Origin of the sequence: Mangrovibacterium diazotrophicum (assembly GCF_003610535.1) — a bacterium.
In the GTDB taxonomy this organism is placed as follows: Bacteria; Bacteroidota; Bacteroidia; order Bacteroidales; family Prolixibacteraceae; genus Mangrovibacterium; species Mangrovibacterium diazotrophicum.
In genome coordinates this window covers 386,810-401,982 of sequence record NZ_RAPN01000002.1, presented here as the reverse complement: position 1 = coordinate 401,982, position 15,173 = coordinate 386,810, and the positions used below count along the sequence as shown (strand labels likewise).

13 protein-coding genes are annotated in these 15,173 nt (G+C 45.0%); 8 read left to right on the top strand and 5 right to left on the bottom strand.

Annotated features, from left to right (window positions below):
* Positions 1-28: 28 nt before the first annotated feature.
* Entirely contained in the window at positions 29-949 is a 921-nt protein-coding gene (locus BC643_RS17815) for an NAD(P)-dependent oxidoreductase (protein ID WP_120274620.1), read from the top strand.
* Between the two features lie 65 nt (positions 950-1,014).
* Positions 1,015-2,265 carry a DUF1015 domain-containing protein gene (locus BC643_RS17810; RefSeq protein WP_120274619.1) on the top strand — a complete coding sequence of 417 codons (1,251 nt, stop codon included), beginning with the start codon at positions 1,015-1,017 and terminating at the stop codon, positions 2,263-2,265.
* A gap of 62 nt (positions 2,266-2,327) precedes the next feature.
* Here BC643_RS17810 and BC643_RS17805 read toward each other — a convergent pair whose 3' ends face one another.
* From BC643_RS17805 to BC643_RS17795, 3 genes are all read right to left on the bottom strand, one after another.
* Positions 2,328-2,729, bottom strand: a complete 402-nt coding sequence (locus BC643_RS17805; RefSeq protein ID WP_211338132.1) for a hypothetical protein — start codon at positions 2,727-2,729, stop codon at positions 2,328-2,330.
* Positions 2,730-2,935: 206 nt separating this feature from the next.
* Positions 2,936-3,532 carry an aminotransferase class IV family protein gene (locus BC643_RS17800; RefSeq protein ID WP_120274618.1) on the bottom strand — a complete coding sequence of 199 codons (597 nt, stop codon included), beginning with the start codon at positions 3,530-3,532 and terminating at the stop codon, positions 2,936-2,938.
* Positions 3,507-4,490 (bottom strand): aminodeoxychorismate synthase component I, encoded by a 984-nt coding sequence (locus tag BC643_RS17795; RefSeq protein WP_211338131.1) that lies wholly within the window; start codon positions 4,488-4,490, stop codon positions 3,507-3,509. Before BC643_RS17795 ends, BC643_RS17800 begins: the two co-directional genes overlap by 26 nt.
* A 161-nt stretch (positions 4,491-4,651) precedes the next feature.
* Here BC643_RS17795 and BC643_RS17790 point away from each other — a divergent pair, with 161 nt between their 5' ends.
* A complete protein-coding gene (locus tag BC643_RS17790; protein WP_120274617.1) occupies positions 4,652-5,869 on the top strand; it encodes a TlpA disulfide reductase family protein in 1,218 nt (405 codons plus the stop codon).
* A 212-nt stretch (positions 5,870-6,081) separates the two neighbouring features.
* On the top strand, positions 6,082-6,711 hold the full coding sequence (locus BC643_RS17785; protein ID WP_211338130.1) for a YqaA family protein: 630 nt from the start codon (positions 6,082-6,084) through the stop codon (positions 6,709-6,711).
* 15 nt (positions 6,712-6,726) lie between these two features.
* On the opposite strand, the gene BC643_RS17780 is transcribed toward BC643_RS17785, so the two are convergent.
* Entirely contained in the window at positions 6,727-7,134 is a 408-nt protein-coding gene (locus BC643_RS17780) for a GFA family protein (RefSeq protein ID WP_120274616.1), read from the bottom strand.
* Between the two features lie 142 nt (positions 7,135-7,276).
* Between BC643_RS17780 and BC643_RS17775 the strand changes: the two genes are divergently transcribed.
* The 4 genes from BC643_RS17775 to BC643_RS17760 all read left to right on the top strand — a co-directional run bounded on the left by BC643_RS17775 (position 7,277) and on the right by BC643_RS17760 (position 14,179).
* A complete protein-coding gene (locus BC643_RS17775) occupies positions 7,277-9,505 on the top strand; it encodes a tetratricopeptide repeat protein (RefSeq protein WP_120274615.1) in 2,229 nt (742 codons plus the stop codon).
* A 189-nt stretch (positions 9,506-9,694) separates the two neighbouring features.
* Complete coding sequence (locus tag BC643_RS17770) at positions 9,695-10,366, top strand: YggS family pyridoxal phosphate-dependent enzyme (RefSeq protein WP_120274614.1); 672 nt, start codon at positions 9,695-9,697, stop codon at positions 10,364-10,366.
* Between the two features lie 81 nt (positions 10,367-10,447).
* Positions 10,448-11,434 (top strand): dihydroorotate dehydrogenase-like protein, encoded by a 987-nt coding sequence (locus BC643_RS17765; protein ID WP_120274613.1) that lies wholly within the window; start codon positions 10,448-10,450, stop codon positions 11,432-11,434.
* A gap of 15 nt (positions 11,435-11,449) precedes the next feature.
* The gene (locus BC643_RS17760) at positions 11,450-14,179 is read left to right on the top strand and encodes a PKD domain-containing protein (protein ID WP_120274612.1); all 2,730 of its coding nucleotides are present in this window, start codon (positions 11,450-11,452) and stop codon (positions 14,177-14,179) included.
* Here BC643_RS17760 and BC643_RS17755 read toward each other — a convergent pair.
* Entirely contained in the window at positions 14,176-15,150 is a 975-nt protein-coding gene (locus BC643_RS17755) for a PorP/SprF family type IX secretion system membrane protein (protein WP_170154613.1), read from the bottom strand. The genes BC643_RS17760 and BC643_RS17755 overlap by 4 nt on opposite strands.
* Between the last annotated feature and the right edge of the window lie 23 nt (positions 15,151-15,173).

Here is a 15,173-nt window from a genome sequence, read left to right as displayed (position 1 = left end):
TTCTTTTTCTAATCAAAACTAAACAGGTATGAAAAGGGTATTAATTGCAACGGAAAAGCCGTTTGCTCATTCGGCTTTGAGTAAAATCTCAGAGGTAATTCGCCAGTCCGGTTACGAATTACATTTACTCGAAAAATATCAATCCAAAACAGAACTGCTAGAGGCTGTGAAATCAGCAGAAGCGCTCATTGTCCGCAGCGACATTGTTGATCGCGAAGTGCTGGATGCAGCAACAGATTTGAAGATTGTTGTTCGCGCAGGTGCCGGATACGACAATGTGGATACCGCCTACGCCAAAGAAAAATCGGTGGTGGTAATGAACACCCCCGGGCAGAACTCGAATGCAGTGGCAGAACTGGCAATTGGCCTGGCTATTTACGGTATTCGCGAATTCTTCAGCGGCAAATCAGGCGGCGAGTTGCGTGGACGTACTTTGGGTCTGCACGGCTATGGCTATGTGGCGCGTAACGTGCACCGCATTGCCCGGGCGTTCGGCATGAGGGTGATTGTGTACACTCGTTACAGTAAAGCACAAGCCACTTCAGAAGGATTGGAAGTGGCCAGTTCGCTGGAAGAATTGTACGCTTTGTCAGATGTGGTTTCAATTCATGTTCCGGCTCGAGGTGAACATTTGAAATCGGTGAGCATGGACGTGCTGAAGCACCTGAAAGAAAATGCCATCATTGTAAATACAGCCCGTAAAGAGGTGATTCACGAAGAAGATCTGTGTGCGTTTATGGAGGAGCGTACGGACGTGAAATACCTGTCGGATATAACGCCGGATTGTGCTGCTGTTTTCGCTGAAAAGTTTGCTGGTCGATACTATTTTACACCAAAAAAAATAGGGGCACAAACCGAAGAGGCTAATACAAATGCGGGTGTTGCTGCAGCTGAGCAGATCGTTTCGTTCTTCGAAAACGACGACCGCAGCTTCCAGGTTAATAAATAATCTTTCACTTCCTTGAGTGGAATTTGTATTTTTAGGAAAATCAAACCGAACTAAAATTACAGATCATGGCAATTGTAAAAGCTTTTAAAGGCTTGCGACCACCAAAAGCCATTGTCAGCGACCTTGCTTGTCTTCCGTATGATGTGATGAATTCGGAAGAAGCTGCCGCAATGGCTTCCGGAAAAGAAAATTCCCTGCTTCATATTACCCGTGCCGAAATTGATTGCCCCGCCGGAGTTGATATTCACAGTGCGGAGGTGTACAACAAGGCTGTTGAAAGTTTCCAGGCTTTTCAGCAACAAGGCTGGCTGGTTCAGGATGAGGAAGCCCGTTTCTACATTTATGCACAGACGATGAATGGTCGCACGCAGTATGGCATCGTTGGCGCAGCGGCCTGTGAAGATTACCATAACGGGGTCATCAAAAAACACGAGCTAACCAGGCCGGACAAGGAAGAGGACCGAATGGTTTTAACTCGCTACCTGAGTGCGAACATCGAGCCGGTTTTCTTTTCGTATAAAGCGGTTCCTGCGATTGATGAGATTGTGAACTCCGTCGTTCAAAATACAGAACCTGAATATGATTTTGTGGCTGAAGATGGATTTGGACATCATTTCTGGGTGATTCGGGATCAGGCCCTGAATGCCCGGATCGAGCAGTTGTTTGAGACGCAAGTACCGGCAACTTATGTGGCCGATGGCCACCACCGCACCGCTGCAGCAGCCCGCATCGGCGCAGAGCGTAAAGCGCAGAATCCAAATCATACCGGCGATGAAGCTTATAACTTCTTCATGGCGGTGCACTTCCCCGATAATCAACTGCAAATTATTGATTACAACAGGGTGGTGAAGGATCTGAACGGATTAACAGAAACTGAATTCCTTGAAAAACTTCAGGATGGTTTTGAGCTTGAGAAGATTGGCTCCAAAATTTGCAAGCCCGGCGAACTACACGAAATGAGTATGTATTTGGATGGTTCGTGGTATAAGCTGAAAGCCAAAGAAGGCACTTACCACGACGAAGATCCGATCAGCGTGCTCGACGTGACCATTCTGTCGAAACAGGTTTTGGAACCTATTCTGAATATCCGTGATTTGAGAATATCCAAACGAATTGATTTCGTCGGCGGAATCCGCGGACTGGGAGCGCTGCAGAAACGTGTTGACAGTGGCGAAATGAAAGTTGCTTTCGCGCTGTTCCCGGTATCGATGAAGCAACTTATTGACATTGCTGATACGGGCAACATTATGCCTCCCAAAACAACCTGGTTCGAACCAAAACTTCGTTCCGGTCTCGTCATTCACAAGCTGGATTAGGAAAGCAAAAAATAACAATAATAGAAAAGCCCGGCTAAAAAACCGGGCTTTTTTGTATTTGATTAAAATTTGTCGTCGTCTTCGTCCTCGTCGTCTCCTTCATCATCGTCTTCGTCGTCATCATCGTACGAATCGTCATCTTCCTCTTCGTCTTCCGGAATGTCCATTTCTTCCGAATACTTGTCTTCGTAAGCTTCACGAGATTCATCTTTCAATGTACCTTCGTCATCGTAATCCTCATCCTCGCTGATGATATCGATTGCTTCCTGAGTTGTCATACGAACCAAATAGTATTTATCTTCCGTTTCAAAAGGAAGCGCGCTGACCAACATCCCGTCCTTATTGGTAAAGGTGATCAGGTTTTGACTGAAGCCGTTTGGATACTCCAGTTTAATTTGTTCCTTGATTGAATCTTCTAACTTCTCGTAGTCCTTAATTACTCTTGGTTTGCTGATGGGTGCCATATTAATTTCCTCCTTATCATCTTGGCCATAAAGGCGTTGGTCAATCGTTTTTTGTGTTTCAATTATGGTCGCAAAATACAAAAATGAAGTAATAAAAAAATAGCTTGAAAAACATTCCTCGAAAAAATATCGGAATATTGACTTTCGCTCGCTTTTGTTTGCTGTTTACCCCATTGATGAATAGTTTGTTACACTAATTTTAATGTTTAGAAAATATTCTCAATTTCAATAATTGGCATGTTTTTTAGGTCGAAAAAGGTGTTGATAATTGCCACTTTTGAGTAGTTTTTGAGGTCTTGAACAACGATGAATTCTTCCTGAATATGGCCGGTTTCCAACAGTTTTTGGCGTTGCGTTCCCTGCAAAAGCGGGTCGGCCGGAGTCACCCAACTTTCACCATCGTAAAACAGCAGGTTGCCAATGCTGCAATCGGTAATTTCATTGTTGCGAACAATGATGATTTCATCCGCTTCACCGCGTTGCGCGTACAGTTCATTCAGCAAACTGCGGTTGGCGTATTTCAAATGGTAATCAAGGTGGTCGCAGACGACCAGTTTGAGACTCGAAAATGTGCGTTCCTTTTGCGGGATAAACTCAATCGACTCAATTTGGTTGGAATAGACAATGCGGCAGCGGTAAAGTCCGTCGCAACATTCTTCGGGTACTTGGATAATGTCAGCAAGATCGACGGGCGGTAGGGTACCGAATAGTTCCCGTCGGGCAGCATTCATCCGTCGGTTGTGGTATTCGAGATCGAACAGTCGGCCATTTTCAAGCTTAATGGTTTCCAGCAATTGGGACATACACCTTTTTTATCAGTTCGTCATATTCCTCAAGGCAGTTGCTCAGGTGGGTGATGCCACCGCCGCTCTTAAAGGTAAAATGATCTTCGTTTTGCTCAAGGTAACGAATCAGGACGCAACTGTCAACTTTTTCACCATCGAACATTCCGAAAATTCCGGTGTACCAACCCCGCTCGTATTGCTCGGCAGCATGAATAATCTCAACTGTTTTCTTTTTTGGCGCCCCGCTGATGGAGCCTGCCGGAAGCAAACCGGCAAACAGATCGCCCAAATGTTCGCGATAATCGCCTGGTAATTTCCCGCTGATTTCGGAACTCATCTGTAGCAAACGGCCTTGGTTGGATACGATCTCGTCCATGTAACAAAAACGCTTCACTTCTACTTGCTCCGCAACGCGACTCAAATCATTCCGAATCAAATCGACAATGGTATGATGTTCGGCCAGTTCTTTCCGGTCTGTCTTCAGTCTATTGGCAGCATCCGGTATGCTGGCGTCAATGGTACCTTTCATCGGGTACGACGAAATTTCACCATTTTCAATCCGAACGAAGATCTCGGGTGAGAAACAAACAAACTCGTTTTTCAGGTAAACCAGGTAGGGCGATTGGCTTTTATGAGCGATCTCCTCCAATGTCAGGTTGGTTTTCACCTTCGTGGGCATGGTTAGGTTCAACAGGTAGCTATCGCCACCGTGAATGTGTTTTTGCACCAGCTCGAAAGCTTCCTCGTAGCGACTGAAGCTTACAGGCTCCGTTTCCCATTTTACCGCGTGTGCAGGCAAATCCTTTTTCATGAAGTTGCTGCGTTGAGGTGTTCGCCATAGCAATTCCGGCAGACATTGGCCCCATTCGAGCACTTTGGCTCGCTGGCATTCAAAATCGAACAGGAACACAAAAGGACGTCTTTTTTGTCCCAGTTCGTTCATTTGCTGGATAATATCGCTTCCAATGGTATACATGAGGTGCACAAAGATAGAAAAAGCCTTGGGGATAAGAAGTGACTAGTCAAGTGGGGCGAACACTGTTATTTGTTTTTTACGTTTTCGAATGTTTGGGAAGTTGTAATTTCAGAACGGAATAACTTCTATTAATTTAGGCGACGAATTAAACACAGAAAACTATGCGCATTCGTTTTTATTTGGCAGGAGTTCTGGCCATGGCTTTAGCCGCGTGTCAGCCGAACAGTGAAAGGAAGTTGAGTCCCGAAATGTATCGGGGTGTTTTTGAGGCGAAGGATCAGCAGGAAATACCTTTTTTGTTTCGCGTAAACTCGCCAACAAGTCTTGAAGTTTACAATGGAGAAGAAGTGATTACCGTGGATGAAATCACTTATGCCGACGATTCGGTTTCGATTTACATGCCGGTATTCGATAGCTACATCCGCGCAAAGATTGAAGAAAGCGGACGTCTGAACGGCTATTTCACTAAGAAAACCGCTACTTACAAGGTGCCGTTTCATGCCGAAGTTGGTTCGGAAAGATTCGACGTGGCCAGCGGACCGGCAGCGAATATTGCCGGTGGCTGGGAAGTGTTGTTTGGCAAGGATTCGACCGACCAAAACAGCTGGGCGAAAGGACTTTTTGAACAGAAAGGAAATAAAGTAACAGGAACGTTCAGAACGCCAACCGGCGATTATCGTTTCCTGGAAGGTGTGCTTGACGGTAATCAATTGAAGCTGTCGTCTTTTGACGGTGTACACCTCATGTTGTTTACTGCCAATGTTTCCGACAGCACAATGAACGGACAGTTCTATTCAAGAAATACATGGACGGAAGGCTTTAGCGGAGTTCGAAATGACAGCTACGAATTGCCCGATCCGGAAAGCCTGACAAGCTTAAAAGAGGGATATGAGAGCATTGATTTCAGTTTCCCGGATGCTGATGGCAAGCTGGTATCGCTTTCCGACGAGCAGTTCCGCAACAAAGTGGTGGTGGTGCAGATTATGGGAACCTGGTGCCCGAACTGCCTGGATGAAACCCGCTTTTTTGTTGACTACCAAAAGAAGCATGCCGATGAGCCCCTGGCTTTTGTGGGCTTGGCTTTTGAATATGCGAAAACCGATTCGGCTTGCTTTGCCGCCATCAACCGTTTAAAGAAATCGGTGGGAGTGGATTACCCCATTTTGCTGGCAATGAATGGCTCTGAGGATCGTAAATTGGCTTCAGAGAAGCTACCTCAGCTAAACCGCATTATGTCGTACCCAACTAGTATCATTATCGATAAACAAGGCAAAGTTCGTCGTATTCATACTGGTTTTGATGGCCCCGCAACGGGCGAAAAATATACGGCTTATCAAGCTGGTTTTGATAACTTGATTCAGCGACTGATTGCAGAATAGTCAGTTTTCGCTGGTCGAATAATCCCCGTGAATAGCTGTAGCTGTCAAGGGGATTGTTTTTGATTCGAATGAGCTACCTGCTTTTTTTGAAATAAATAGGCGTATGACTTCTATTTTGCTAAACCTTCTCTCTGTGTTATTGGTTAATTATTCCATCGTCCTTTAGGATAAGTGTCAAAGCAGAAACAAAGAAACAATGTAATCCTCGCCCCATGAAGCCAAACAGAAAAGTCAAAGCAAGTCCGGTTGCCGTGAAACGACTGGTATTGTTGAACCGTTACTACCGCATCACCCGTTTTTACGAGTTTATTCGTGATACCTCAATCAAGGGAGGCGTGATTATGGCCTTAGCTGTGGCCGTTTTGGTGGCACTGGAATACTTTGTGCTCGATTTCGATGTGCTGCTGAATACCTTGGTGGAAACCTATTCTCCGGCAGTGGTTTTCTCGACTTTCTTTGCGTCCGAAACATTTTTGGGTTTGTTGCCGCCCGAGGTTTTTATTGCCTGGTCGGCCAAAGCTTCAACCCCTTGGACCTTTCTGATGATCCTGGCAAGCCTTTCGTATTTAGGAGGAATTTTAGCGTACTTCATCGGTAATAGGATCACGATGATTCCAACCATTCGAATTCATTTGGAAACGAAAATAAAAACCCACATCACCAACCTGAAGAAGTGGGGAGGACTGTTTGTATTTATTGGAGCCATGTTGCCGCTGCCGCATTCCATTGTCAGCATGGCTTGTGGATTGGTGAAATACAACTTTGGCAGTTACCTGCTTTGGGCTTTGTTCCGTTTCGTTCGATTTATTATTTACGGTCTTCTCATTTTCCGGATTTTTTAAGACTGCGGTTTCAAATCAGCTTTGATTTGGTAATTGGTCAAATTTTGGCACTTCTTCGAGATGATCGTCCCAGTTTGCCTTGCTATCCATAAAAATATGGGCCACTGGTTTCATGTCAACATCTGTATTGAGACAACCGGCGGGTACAACCAGCAGTTTTCCGCCCATTAGCGACTTCGGAAGAGCCGATCCACATTCCATACAAAAGCTTTTGCTGTGTCGGCTTCCAGGTAATTGGAAGGTTTTAACCTTTTCTTCGCCCGATAGCCATTGGAGATTGGCAGTTGACGAAAACAGGTTCGCCGCATGAGCTGATCCGGTATCCTTCCGGCAACGGCTGCAATGGCACAAAAAGAAGCGATCAAAATCACCTTCAATTTCAAATGTTACGGCCCCGCAAAGGCACGATCCTGTGTGTTTCATTCGAATCTGTTTTTCAGTTAATTGTTGAAAGGTACAAAAAACAGACGACGGAGCATTTGTCTGCCCATCTGTCAGTTATAATTTGATGGAGTGTTTTTTGATTATTACTGTTTTCGTAACTTATCATTATTAATAGAAAACAATGACGAATAAGGAAATCAAGAAACAATACATCGATATCTGCAATTACTTGGCAGCCCGTCAATTAAAACCAGCTTTCGATTTGCTGAAACAACTCATCCTGGAAAACGGATTGGGGCATTTCAACGACGAATTGCGTGAAATGAATCAGACTTATCATTATATGCTTCAGTATACCATGGAGGGAACTCAGGACCCGGAGCGACAAAAAGTCTACCTGAAGTTGATCGATTCGGCCTACGAGCTCGCCGACAAGGTAAATGAGGCCGTTCGGTTGAAATATGCTTCCTCACTCGAGTACGAGAAAAAGCGGGTATTTAAAGATCAGTTTATAAACGATTTTGATTTAACCCTAGGGGAACTGGAAGCTTTTTATGCGCCAAACGATTTGGCGGAGTTTGCGACTGGCGGCGAGGGAGGAAACGAAGACCGGCTGGTGAAAACAGAGCTTCACCACAAACAGCTCATGAAGCTGTTTTACCATCTGTGGTTTCGCGATCGCTTGAGTGAGGAAGAAGTTAAGTTTCTGCAGAAGTTACTGAATAGCGAAACGATTCAGGCCGATTACAAAGCTTTTATGGTGACCGGCATTACACTGAGTTTGCAGCGTTATTTTGATACGAAGAAATTCAACCTGCTTTTTGACGCCTATGAAACAGACGCAGCGCTGATCCGGCAACGGGCATTGGTGGGGTTGTTGCTCACGCTTTACCAATATGATTCGCGCCTGTCATATTATCCGGAGATAACCGGGCGTCTGAAATTGCTGAATGACGATCCTGAGTTCAAACGTAACCTTGAACGGGTAATTATTCAGTTGATCCGCAGCAAGGAAACCGAGAAACTGCAGCAACGCATCCGCGATGAGCTGATGCCGGAAATGATTAAAATTAGTGCTAACCTGAAGGACAAAATCAACCTGGACAGTTTGATGGAGGAAGGTTTGTCGGAAGACAAGAATCCGGAGTGGCAGGATATTTTTGAAGATTCGCCGGGCTTGATGGATAAAATGCAAGAGTTTTCGGAACTGCAAATGGAAGGTGCCGACGTTTTTATGGGATCGTTCGCGATGCTGAAATCTTATCCTTTCTTCAACGAACCGGCTAACTGGTTTGTGCCCTTCTTTGCCGAAAATCCGGAGTTGGACCGGGCGCTCGATCTCTCGGATGACTTAACCCGTGGTTTTGTTGAAGTTATTGCAAAAGCACCCGTTTTGTGCGACTCGGATAAATATTCGTTTTGCCTGAGCATGCAGCAGATTCCGAAAGAAAACCGGGAGTTTATGTTGCAGGGATTGCGAGCCGAGATGGATCAGTTTCATGAGATTGAGGAAGACGAAGAGCTGAGCGATCCGGGCAAGAAAGCCGGCTTTGTTTCCAATCAATATATCCAGGATTTGTATCGTTTTTACAAGCTTCATCCGCGTCGGGCCGATTTTGACGACCTGTTCAGCTGGCGGTTCGACTTCTACAACAAAACAATTCTGGGTTCAATCCTGAAAGAAGATAAAGCCGTTGTTCGCAACATTGGCGAATATTATTTCGCGCAGAACCGCTATAACGAAGCGATTGAAATTTTTGAATATATGCTGGCGCAGGAGCAGAGCGGGGAGCTGTATCAGAAATTGGCGTTTTGCTACCAAAAGCTCGGCGACTACGAAAAGGCGCTGGATGCCTACCGCAAAGCTGAGTTGTTTGAGTTGAATCGGCTGTGGAATCTCAAAAAGATTGCCTTGTGCTACCGCAACCTGAAGCAGCCCGAAAAAGCGCTGGAATATTACCAGGCGGCCGAAGCGCTTGATCCGGAGGATTTGACCAATCATTTGAACATTGGCCATTGTCTGCTGGAGTTGGGGCGTTTCGACGAGGCCCTGAAATACTATTTCAAAGTGGAGTACCTGAAGCCCGGCAATAAAAAAGTGTGGCGTCCGATTGGCTGGTGCTCCTTCCTGACCGGAAAAACGGAGCAGGCTGAAAATTACTTCAAGAAGCTAGTTGAGGATGAGCCAACCCAGCACGACCTGATGAACATGGGACACGTGCAGTGGAGTTTGGGTAACCGTAAAGCCGCGCTCGATTATTACATGAGATCCATTTCGCAGCCCGATTTCACCGAGGCTGATTTTATGGCCGTTTTTGAGGAGGACCTACCGCAGCTGCTCCGCCGGGGAATCGACAAAGATGATGTTCCCATTATGCTTGATCAGCTCCGTTACTTTGTAGAGAAGTAATATTTATGCCAATATAATTTGCCCCGGCTTTTCAGTCGGGGTTTTTTATGTTCGCATTGATTGTTGAAATTGTGGGTTCGTTCCAATGCTCCCGCTGGTTTATCGTCAGTTTATCCCCTAAAAAACAGTAAAAATCATCCTTCTTTTTCGCTTGCTTTTGTAGTTTTGTAACGCCTTTAAAAAGAAGTTATGAGCATTGCAGATAAAATTACTGAACTAAAAAACGAACTCGAACCGAAGGTAACGCTGGTAGCTGTGTCGAAAACAAAGCCCAACGAAGCTATTCTGGAGGCTTATGAAGCCGGTCAGCGCGTATTTGGCGAGAACAAAGTACAGGAATTAACAGCTAAATACGACGAACTTCCGAAAGACATTGAATGGCATTTTATCGGGCATCTGCAAACCAATAAAGTGAAATACATTGCGCCTTTTGTCAGTCTTTTGCACGGTGTTGATTCCTTGAAATTGCTGAAGACAGTCGATAAAGAAGGGCAAAAAAACAACCGGAAAATACCGGTTTTGCTGCAATTCCACATCGCAGAAGAAGAAACCAAGTTTGGGCTGAACCAGGAAGAAGCACGCGAACTGCTGAGTTCTTCAGACTTTGCCGGACTGGATTGGGTTGATGTTCGGGGCGTGATGGGCATGGCAACTTATACCGATGATGAAACGCAAATCCGTCGCGAGTTCCATCAGCTTAAAAACATATTTGAGCAATTGAAACAGGAATTCTTTGGAGACAAAAATTCTTTTTCAGAAATTTCCATGGGTATGTCGGGCGATTACAAGCTGGCAGTAGCCGAAGGAAGTACCATGGTTCGGGTTGGTAGTTCTATTTTTGGAGAGCGGAACTATCACTAAAATAAAACGGTTGGCAAATGCCGAACAAACCGTTTCGCAAAATGAAAAATAAAAACCAAGAATAATTAACGAAAGAGCGTTATGAAAAAGTTAGATACGACATATTTGGGTTTGAACTTGAAGAACCCGATTGTTGTGGCCAGTTCGGGCCTAACGAACAGTGTTGACAAAATCAAGTCATTGGAAGAAGCCGGTGCGGGAGCCGTGGTGCTGAAGTCGTTGTTTGAAGAACAAATAAACAGTGAGGTAAGCCACCTGATCGCAAAAGATCCGCAAAATACTTATCCTGAAGCTGAAGATTACATTCACAATTACACACGTCAAAATACGGTGACTGAGCATCTGGAATTGCTTCGTAAAGTGAAAGCTGAAGTATCAATTCCTGTTATTGCATCCATCAACGCCGTAACAGCAAACGAGTGGACAGGCTTTGCCAAGGATTTTGAAAAGGCAGGAGCCGATGCGCTGGAACTAAATATTTTCTACGTGCCGACTGGCCGTAACGAAAAGCCGGAAGAAATAGAACAGTTGTATATTGATGTTTTGAAAAAAGTAAAAGCGGAAGTATCGATTCCTGTTTCGGTGAAAATAGGGTTCTATTTCACCAACCTGATTGCTTTTTCAGAACGATTGATGGCCAATGGTGCCTCAGCCGTGACAATGTTTAATCGTTTTTACGAACCCGACATCAATATCGAAAAACTGGAATTGAGCGCTTCTGAAGTATTCAGTTCGCCAGCTGATATTCGTCGTTCGTTGCGTTGGGTTGGCCTGGTTAGCGCTGCACTTCCCAAATTGGAAATCGCTGCTTCAACCGGTATTCACGATGGCGAAGCTGTGATTAAGCAACTGCTGGCCGGTGCTCAGGTAACACAAATTTGCTCATCAGTTTATATTAATGGTGCACAAGTTATAAGCGGAATGCTAAAAGATTTGGAAAAGTTCATGCAAAAATGGAACTTTAAGACGATTGAAGAGTTCCGTGGTCGCTTGTCGTATGCTAAAATAGAGGATCCGCAAATGTATGAGCGCGCGCAATTCATGAAGTATTTTTCAAATAAAGCATAACCAAATCGAAGATACATGAGAAGCCGGATGTTGATTTTTTTAATGATGATATTAACATCCGGCTTTTCTTATGCCCAGTCGGGAGATTTGACGATTGATCTGAATGGTACATCGTCGATCACTTTTTGTAAGGACTCGCTTCAGTTCGGGGCGATGGTCAAGGTGGAAGGCGATTCAATCTACGACGGTTTAAAAATCTCGATTGCGAACTATAATGTTGGCGCAGAAAGCCTGAAAAGTGAAAATCTGAGTTCTTCTTTATCGCAGACTTGGTTGACAACTACCGGAACCCTTGAATTGCGCGGAGCAGCCACTGCACAGGAATACCAGGATGCTATCGAAAATATTTGGTACTACAATCTGACACCAGTTCCCGATACAACAACCCGTCAAATCGCCATCAGTTTAATCGATGCCGATTTTCTGCCGGAAACTGGACATTTCTACCGCTATTACGAACAGGATTTGATAACATGGACGGCTGCTCGGGATTCAGCAGCCCTGAAGAATTATCGGGGATTACAGGGGTATTTGGCCACAATATTATCCGAAGAAGAAAACAAATTCATTGGGTTAAAAACCAAAGGTGTTGGTTGGATTGGTGCTTCAGATGCTGCTCAGGAAGGAAAATGGAAATGGGTGACAGGTCCGGAGGCGGGCACTTTATTTTGGACAGGTACATCTGACGGTGGTTATAAAGAACCGGGAGCATACGCGCCCTGGGGAAACGGAGAACCGAATAATGTACTAAAACCGAATGGAGATGATGAAGATTATGCACATGTTACACAAGATCCTGATCAACCCGCATATTCTTGGAATGATTTGAGTAATACCGGGGACATCTACTATGATACGAACCCTAATTACTATTTGCCGAGAGGTTATCTTGTCGAGTATGGTGGAATGTCCAGCGATCCGGTTCTTCAACTTTCCACAGCGTTTGATATTAAAATCCGCAAAGTCATTTTTGGCGCAACTGCAGACCAGACCATTTGCCGTTATGATTCGGTTCAACTGAATCAACAAGCATTCAAGGGCGATTACAATTGGTCGCCGGTAGAGGGGGTAAGTGATGTTTCAAGCTCGATGCCTTATGCGTCGCCTTTCGATTCGACGCTTTATAAAGCGTTGGTGAATTATGACGGTTGCATCGATTCTGCAACTTACCAGGTTAATGTGATTCCGGTATACACGACGAATATCAGTATCGATTCAACGCAATGTTCAGGTTATAATCTCACGGTAAATTATGAAGGAGATGCAACCGCCGACGCCGATTTCAGCTGGTATTTTGCTGATACTTTGTACACTGGGGGGAAAGGGCTGACCGATTTAAATATTCAGTTGGGATTTCAACAAACCAACCAGCGTAACCTCGGTCTTCAAATTAGTGAGAATGGTTGTCAGAGTAAACTTAGCTGGACCCCAATTCGGGTAATACCTAATTTGGAAATAACAGCAGATGTTACCGAAGGGTGTATGCCGTTGACCGTGAATTTTACAGCGCAGACGACCGAGGATATTGATACTTATACCTGGGAGTTCGGTGATGGTTTGGGACTAAGTACCCCTGATCCGACAATTCAATACACCTACAGTTACGCCGGAACTTATGATGTGACCCTGACTGTCCTTTCAACAGATGGTTGCACCAACTCGGGCACGATGGAAGATTATATAACTGTTCATCCGATCCGCACTGTCTATACTGATATCGATCCTAAATTTTGTTATCCGCACGAATTTGATGTGAATTACATCGGAAGTGGAACAGATAAGGACAGTTATTACTGGGACTTGTCGGATTTGGATGCGGAGGAGATTGTTTACGATCCAGGAACCATGTTGGGACCGGTGCGAATCAGTCTGAAAAATAAGCCGCAAGCGACAATCGGGCTTCAGGTTATTTCGGAATTCGGCTGCGAGAGCGCTAAAAAAGAGTTTACCGTTAAACGTCAGCCTTGGTTCGAGTTGACCGCGGATGCCTTGGGCGGCTGTTCGCCTTTTACGGCAACTTTGAGTGCGGCGGTATCGGACCCTATTGATCAGCTGCAATACACATGGGATACCGGATTGAATACCGAAAATGGTCAGCAAGTTTCGGAAGAATATTCGGAACAGGGTGCTCAATACCAGGTTTCGGCTATAGGTATTTCGTCGCTTACAGGATGTGCTGATACGGTGCTCATGGATGATTTAATTGAGGTTTATTCCGACCCGGTAGCGGAATTCGTGGTTGATAAGAGTGATAAAACAATATCTGATCCGGTTTTTCAATTTACAAACCAAACAACAGGCGGAGTAAGCTATGAGTGGGATTTTGGCGATGGTCAAACGTCCACCCTCGAAAATCCGGAAAACAGGTACCAGGATTTCGGGTGGTTCACGGTTTATTTGCTTGCTGAAAGTGAATTCGGGTGTACAGATACAGTTAGTCACCAGGTTTTGGTGGCACCGGATGATCTTTTTGCGCCGAATGCTTTAAATCCCAACAGTGTAAATCCGGATAACCGAGTGTTTCTTTTGGCGAACGAAGCCGTTAAAGCAGATGGTTACCAGATGTTGATTTACAACCGATGGGGAGAGCAGGTTTTCGAAACGACTGATGTGACGGTTGGCTGGGATGGAAAAATGAAAAACGGAAATTATGCACCTGCCGGCACCTACATCTGGATCCTTTCTTTCCTGGATATTTTGGACAAACCACACAAACAGCAGGGAACTGTTACCCTGGTATTTTAAAGTGAAGGAATGAGAAGAGCATCGCGATCCGAATGCTTGTCGCCAACAAAGAAAATCAATGAAATTTCGTGTGCCGAATTGGAGTAGTTACTCAATTTTGAGAGGCTAAAGTCGTAACTGTAGCCAAATTTAAACTTGGGGCGCATTACGCCAAGCATCACAATCATGGATTCGGGCTGAATGCCGGATGTTTGCCGATACCAAAGTCCTCCGGAAATCGATTTTTCCAGTAGGTACAGACCCATGTTTAACTGACTGAAAGCGCCTTGTCGCTGGTAAATCACATTGGGTGAAAGCGTGAAACGCCGGGATAAAAGGCCACGATGCCAGCGGTAACTCTTGGCCCCCATGTGTACCGTCACTTTTAACGGTAACTTTCCACGGTTGTCGCCAATAAAAACCGATTCGCTGGGCTGTGTAAGGTGGTTGATACTCACACCTCCGTAAAACGAATCATACTGACCAATAAATCCGACACCAAAATCGGGATAGGCGATGCTGGCCGTTTCCTGCACTGTTTCGCTGCCAACATATCGTTCGCCGGTTAGTTGATTGATCATGTCCGGGAAAATCAGGTTTCGGTAATCGAGCTTCTTATAAGTGAATCCGGCCTGTAAACCCAAATCAACAAAAAAGCGAGGATTAACTTTTACATGGTGCGAGTAAAAAAGACTAAAGTTTGTGGCTTCGACTACTCCGTTTAATTCGCGATTATTGTGAATCTGAGCTCCGATCCCACCGCCCAGTTTTTTCATGTAAGTGTCGAAAGAGACAGAATAATTCACATAGGTTGAGCCTTGCTCTGGCCATTGATTCCGGTAGTTCACGGCAACCCGTCCTTGCTCGGAAGTTCCCGTAAAACCGGGATTCAAATAAACAGGATTGGCATAAAACTGCGAATATTCGGCATCCTGAGCATTGACTGCGCAAAATGGTAGCAAGAAACTCAGAATATACAATGCCTTTTTCACGTATCTCAGTTAAATGTTTGAGG

Bases quoted from the DNA above. Each gene is read 5' to 3' on its own strand.
- BC643_RS17815 (WP_120274620.1), top strand. From the start codon at position 29: ATGAAAAGGGTATTAATTGCAACGGAAAAGCCGTTTGCTCATTCGGCT.
- BC643_RS17810 (WP_120274619.1), top strand. From the start codon at position 1,015: ATGGCAATTGTAAAAGCTTTTAAAGGCTTGCGACCACCAAAAGCCATT.
- BC643_RS17805 (WP_211338132.1), bottom strand. From the start codon at position 2,729: ATGGCACCCATCAGCAAACCAAGAGTAATTAAGGACTACGAGAAGTTA.
- BC643_RS17800 (WP_120274618.1), bottom strand. From the start codon at position 3,532: ATGTCCCAATTGCTGGAAACCATTAAGCTTGAAAATGGCCGACTGTTC.
- BC643_RS17795 (WP_211338131.1), bottom strand. From the start codon at position 4,490: ATGTATACCATTGGAAGCGATATTATCCAGCAAATGAACGAACTGGGA.
- BC643_RS17790 (WP_120274617.1), top strand. From the start codon at position 4,652: ATGCGCATTCGTTTTTATTTGGCAGGAGTTCTGGCCATGGCTTTAGCC.
- BC643_RS17785 (WP_211338130.1), top strand. From the start codon at position 6,082: ATGAAGCCAAACAGAAAAGTCAAAGCAAGTCCGGTTGCCGTGAAACGA.
- BC643_RS17780 (WP_120274616.1), bottom strand. From the start codon at position 7,134: ATGAAACACACAGGATCGTGCCTTTGCGGGGCCGTAACATTTGAAATT.
- BC643_RS17775 (WP_120274615.1), top strand. From the start codon at position 7,277: ATGACGAATAAGGAAATCAAGAAACAATACATCGATATCTGCAATTAC.
- BC643_RS17770 (WP_120274614.1), top strand. From the start codon at position 9,695: ATGAGCATTGCAGATAAAATTACTGAACTAAAAAACGAACTCGAACCG.
- BC643_RS17765 (WP_120274613.1), top strand. From the start codon at position 10,448: ATGAAAAAGTTAGATACGACATATTTGGGTTTGAACTTGAAGAACCCG.
- BC643_RS17760 (WP_120274612.1), top strand. From the start codon at position 11,450: ATGAGAAGCCGGATGTTGATTTTTTTAATGATGATATTAACATCCGGC.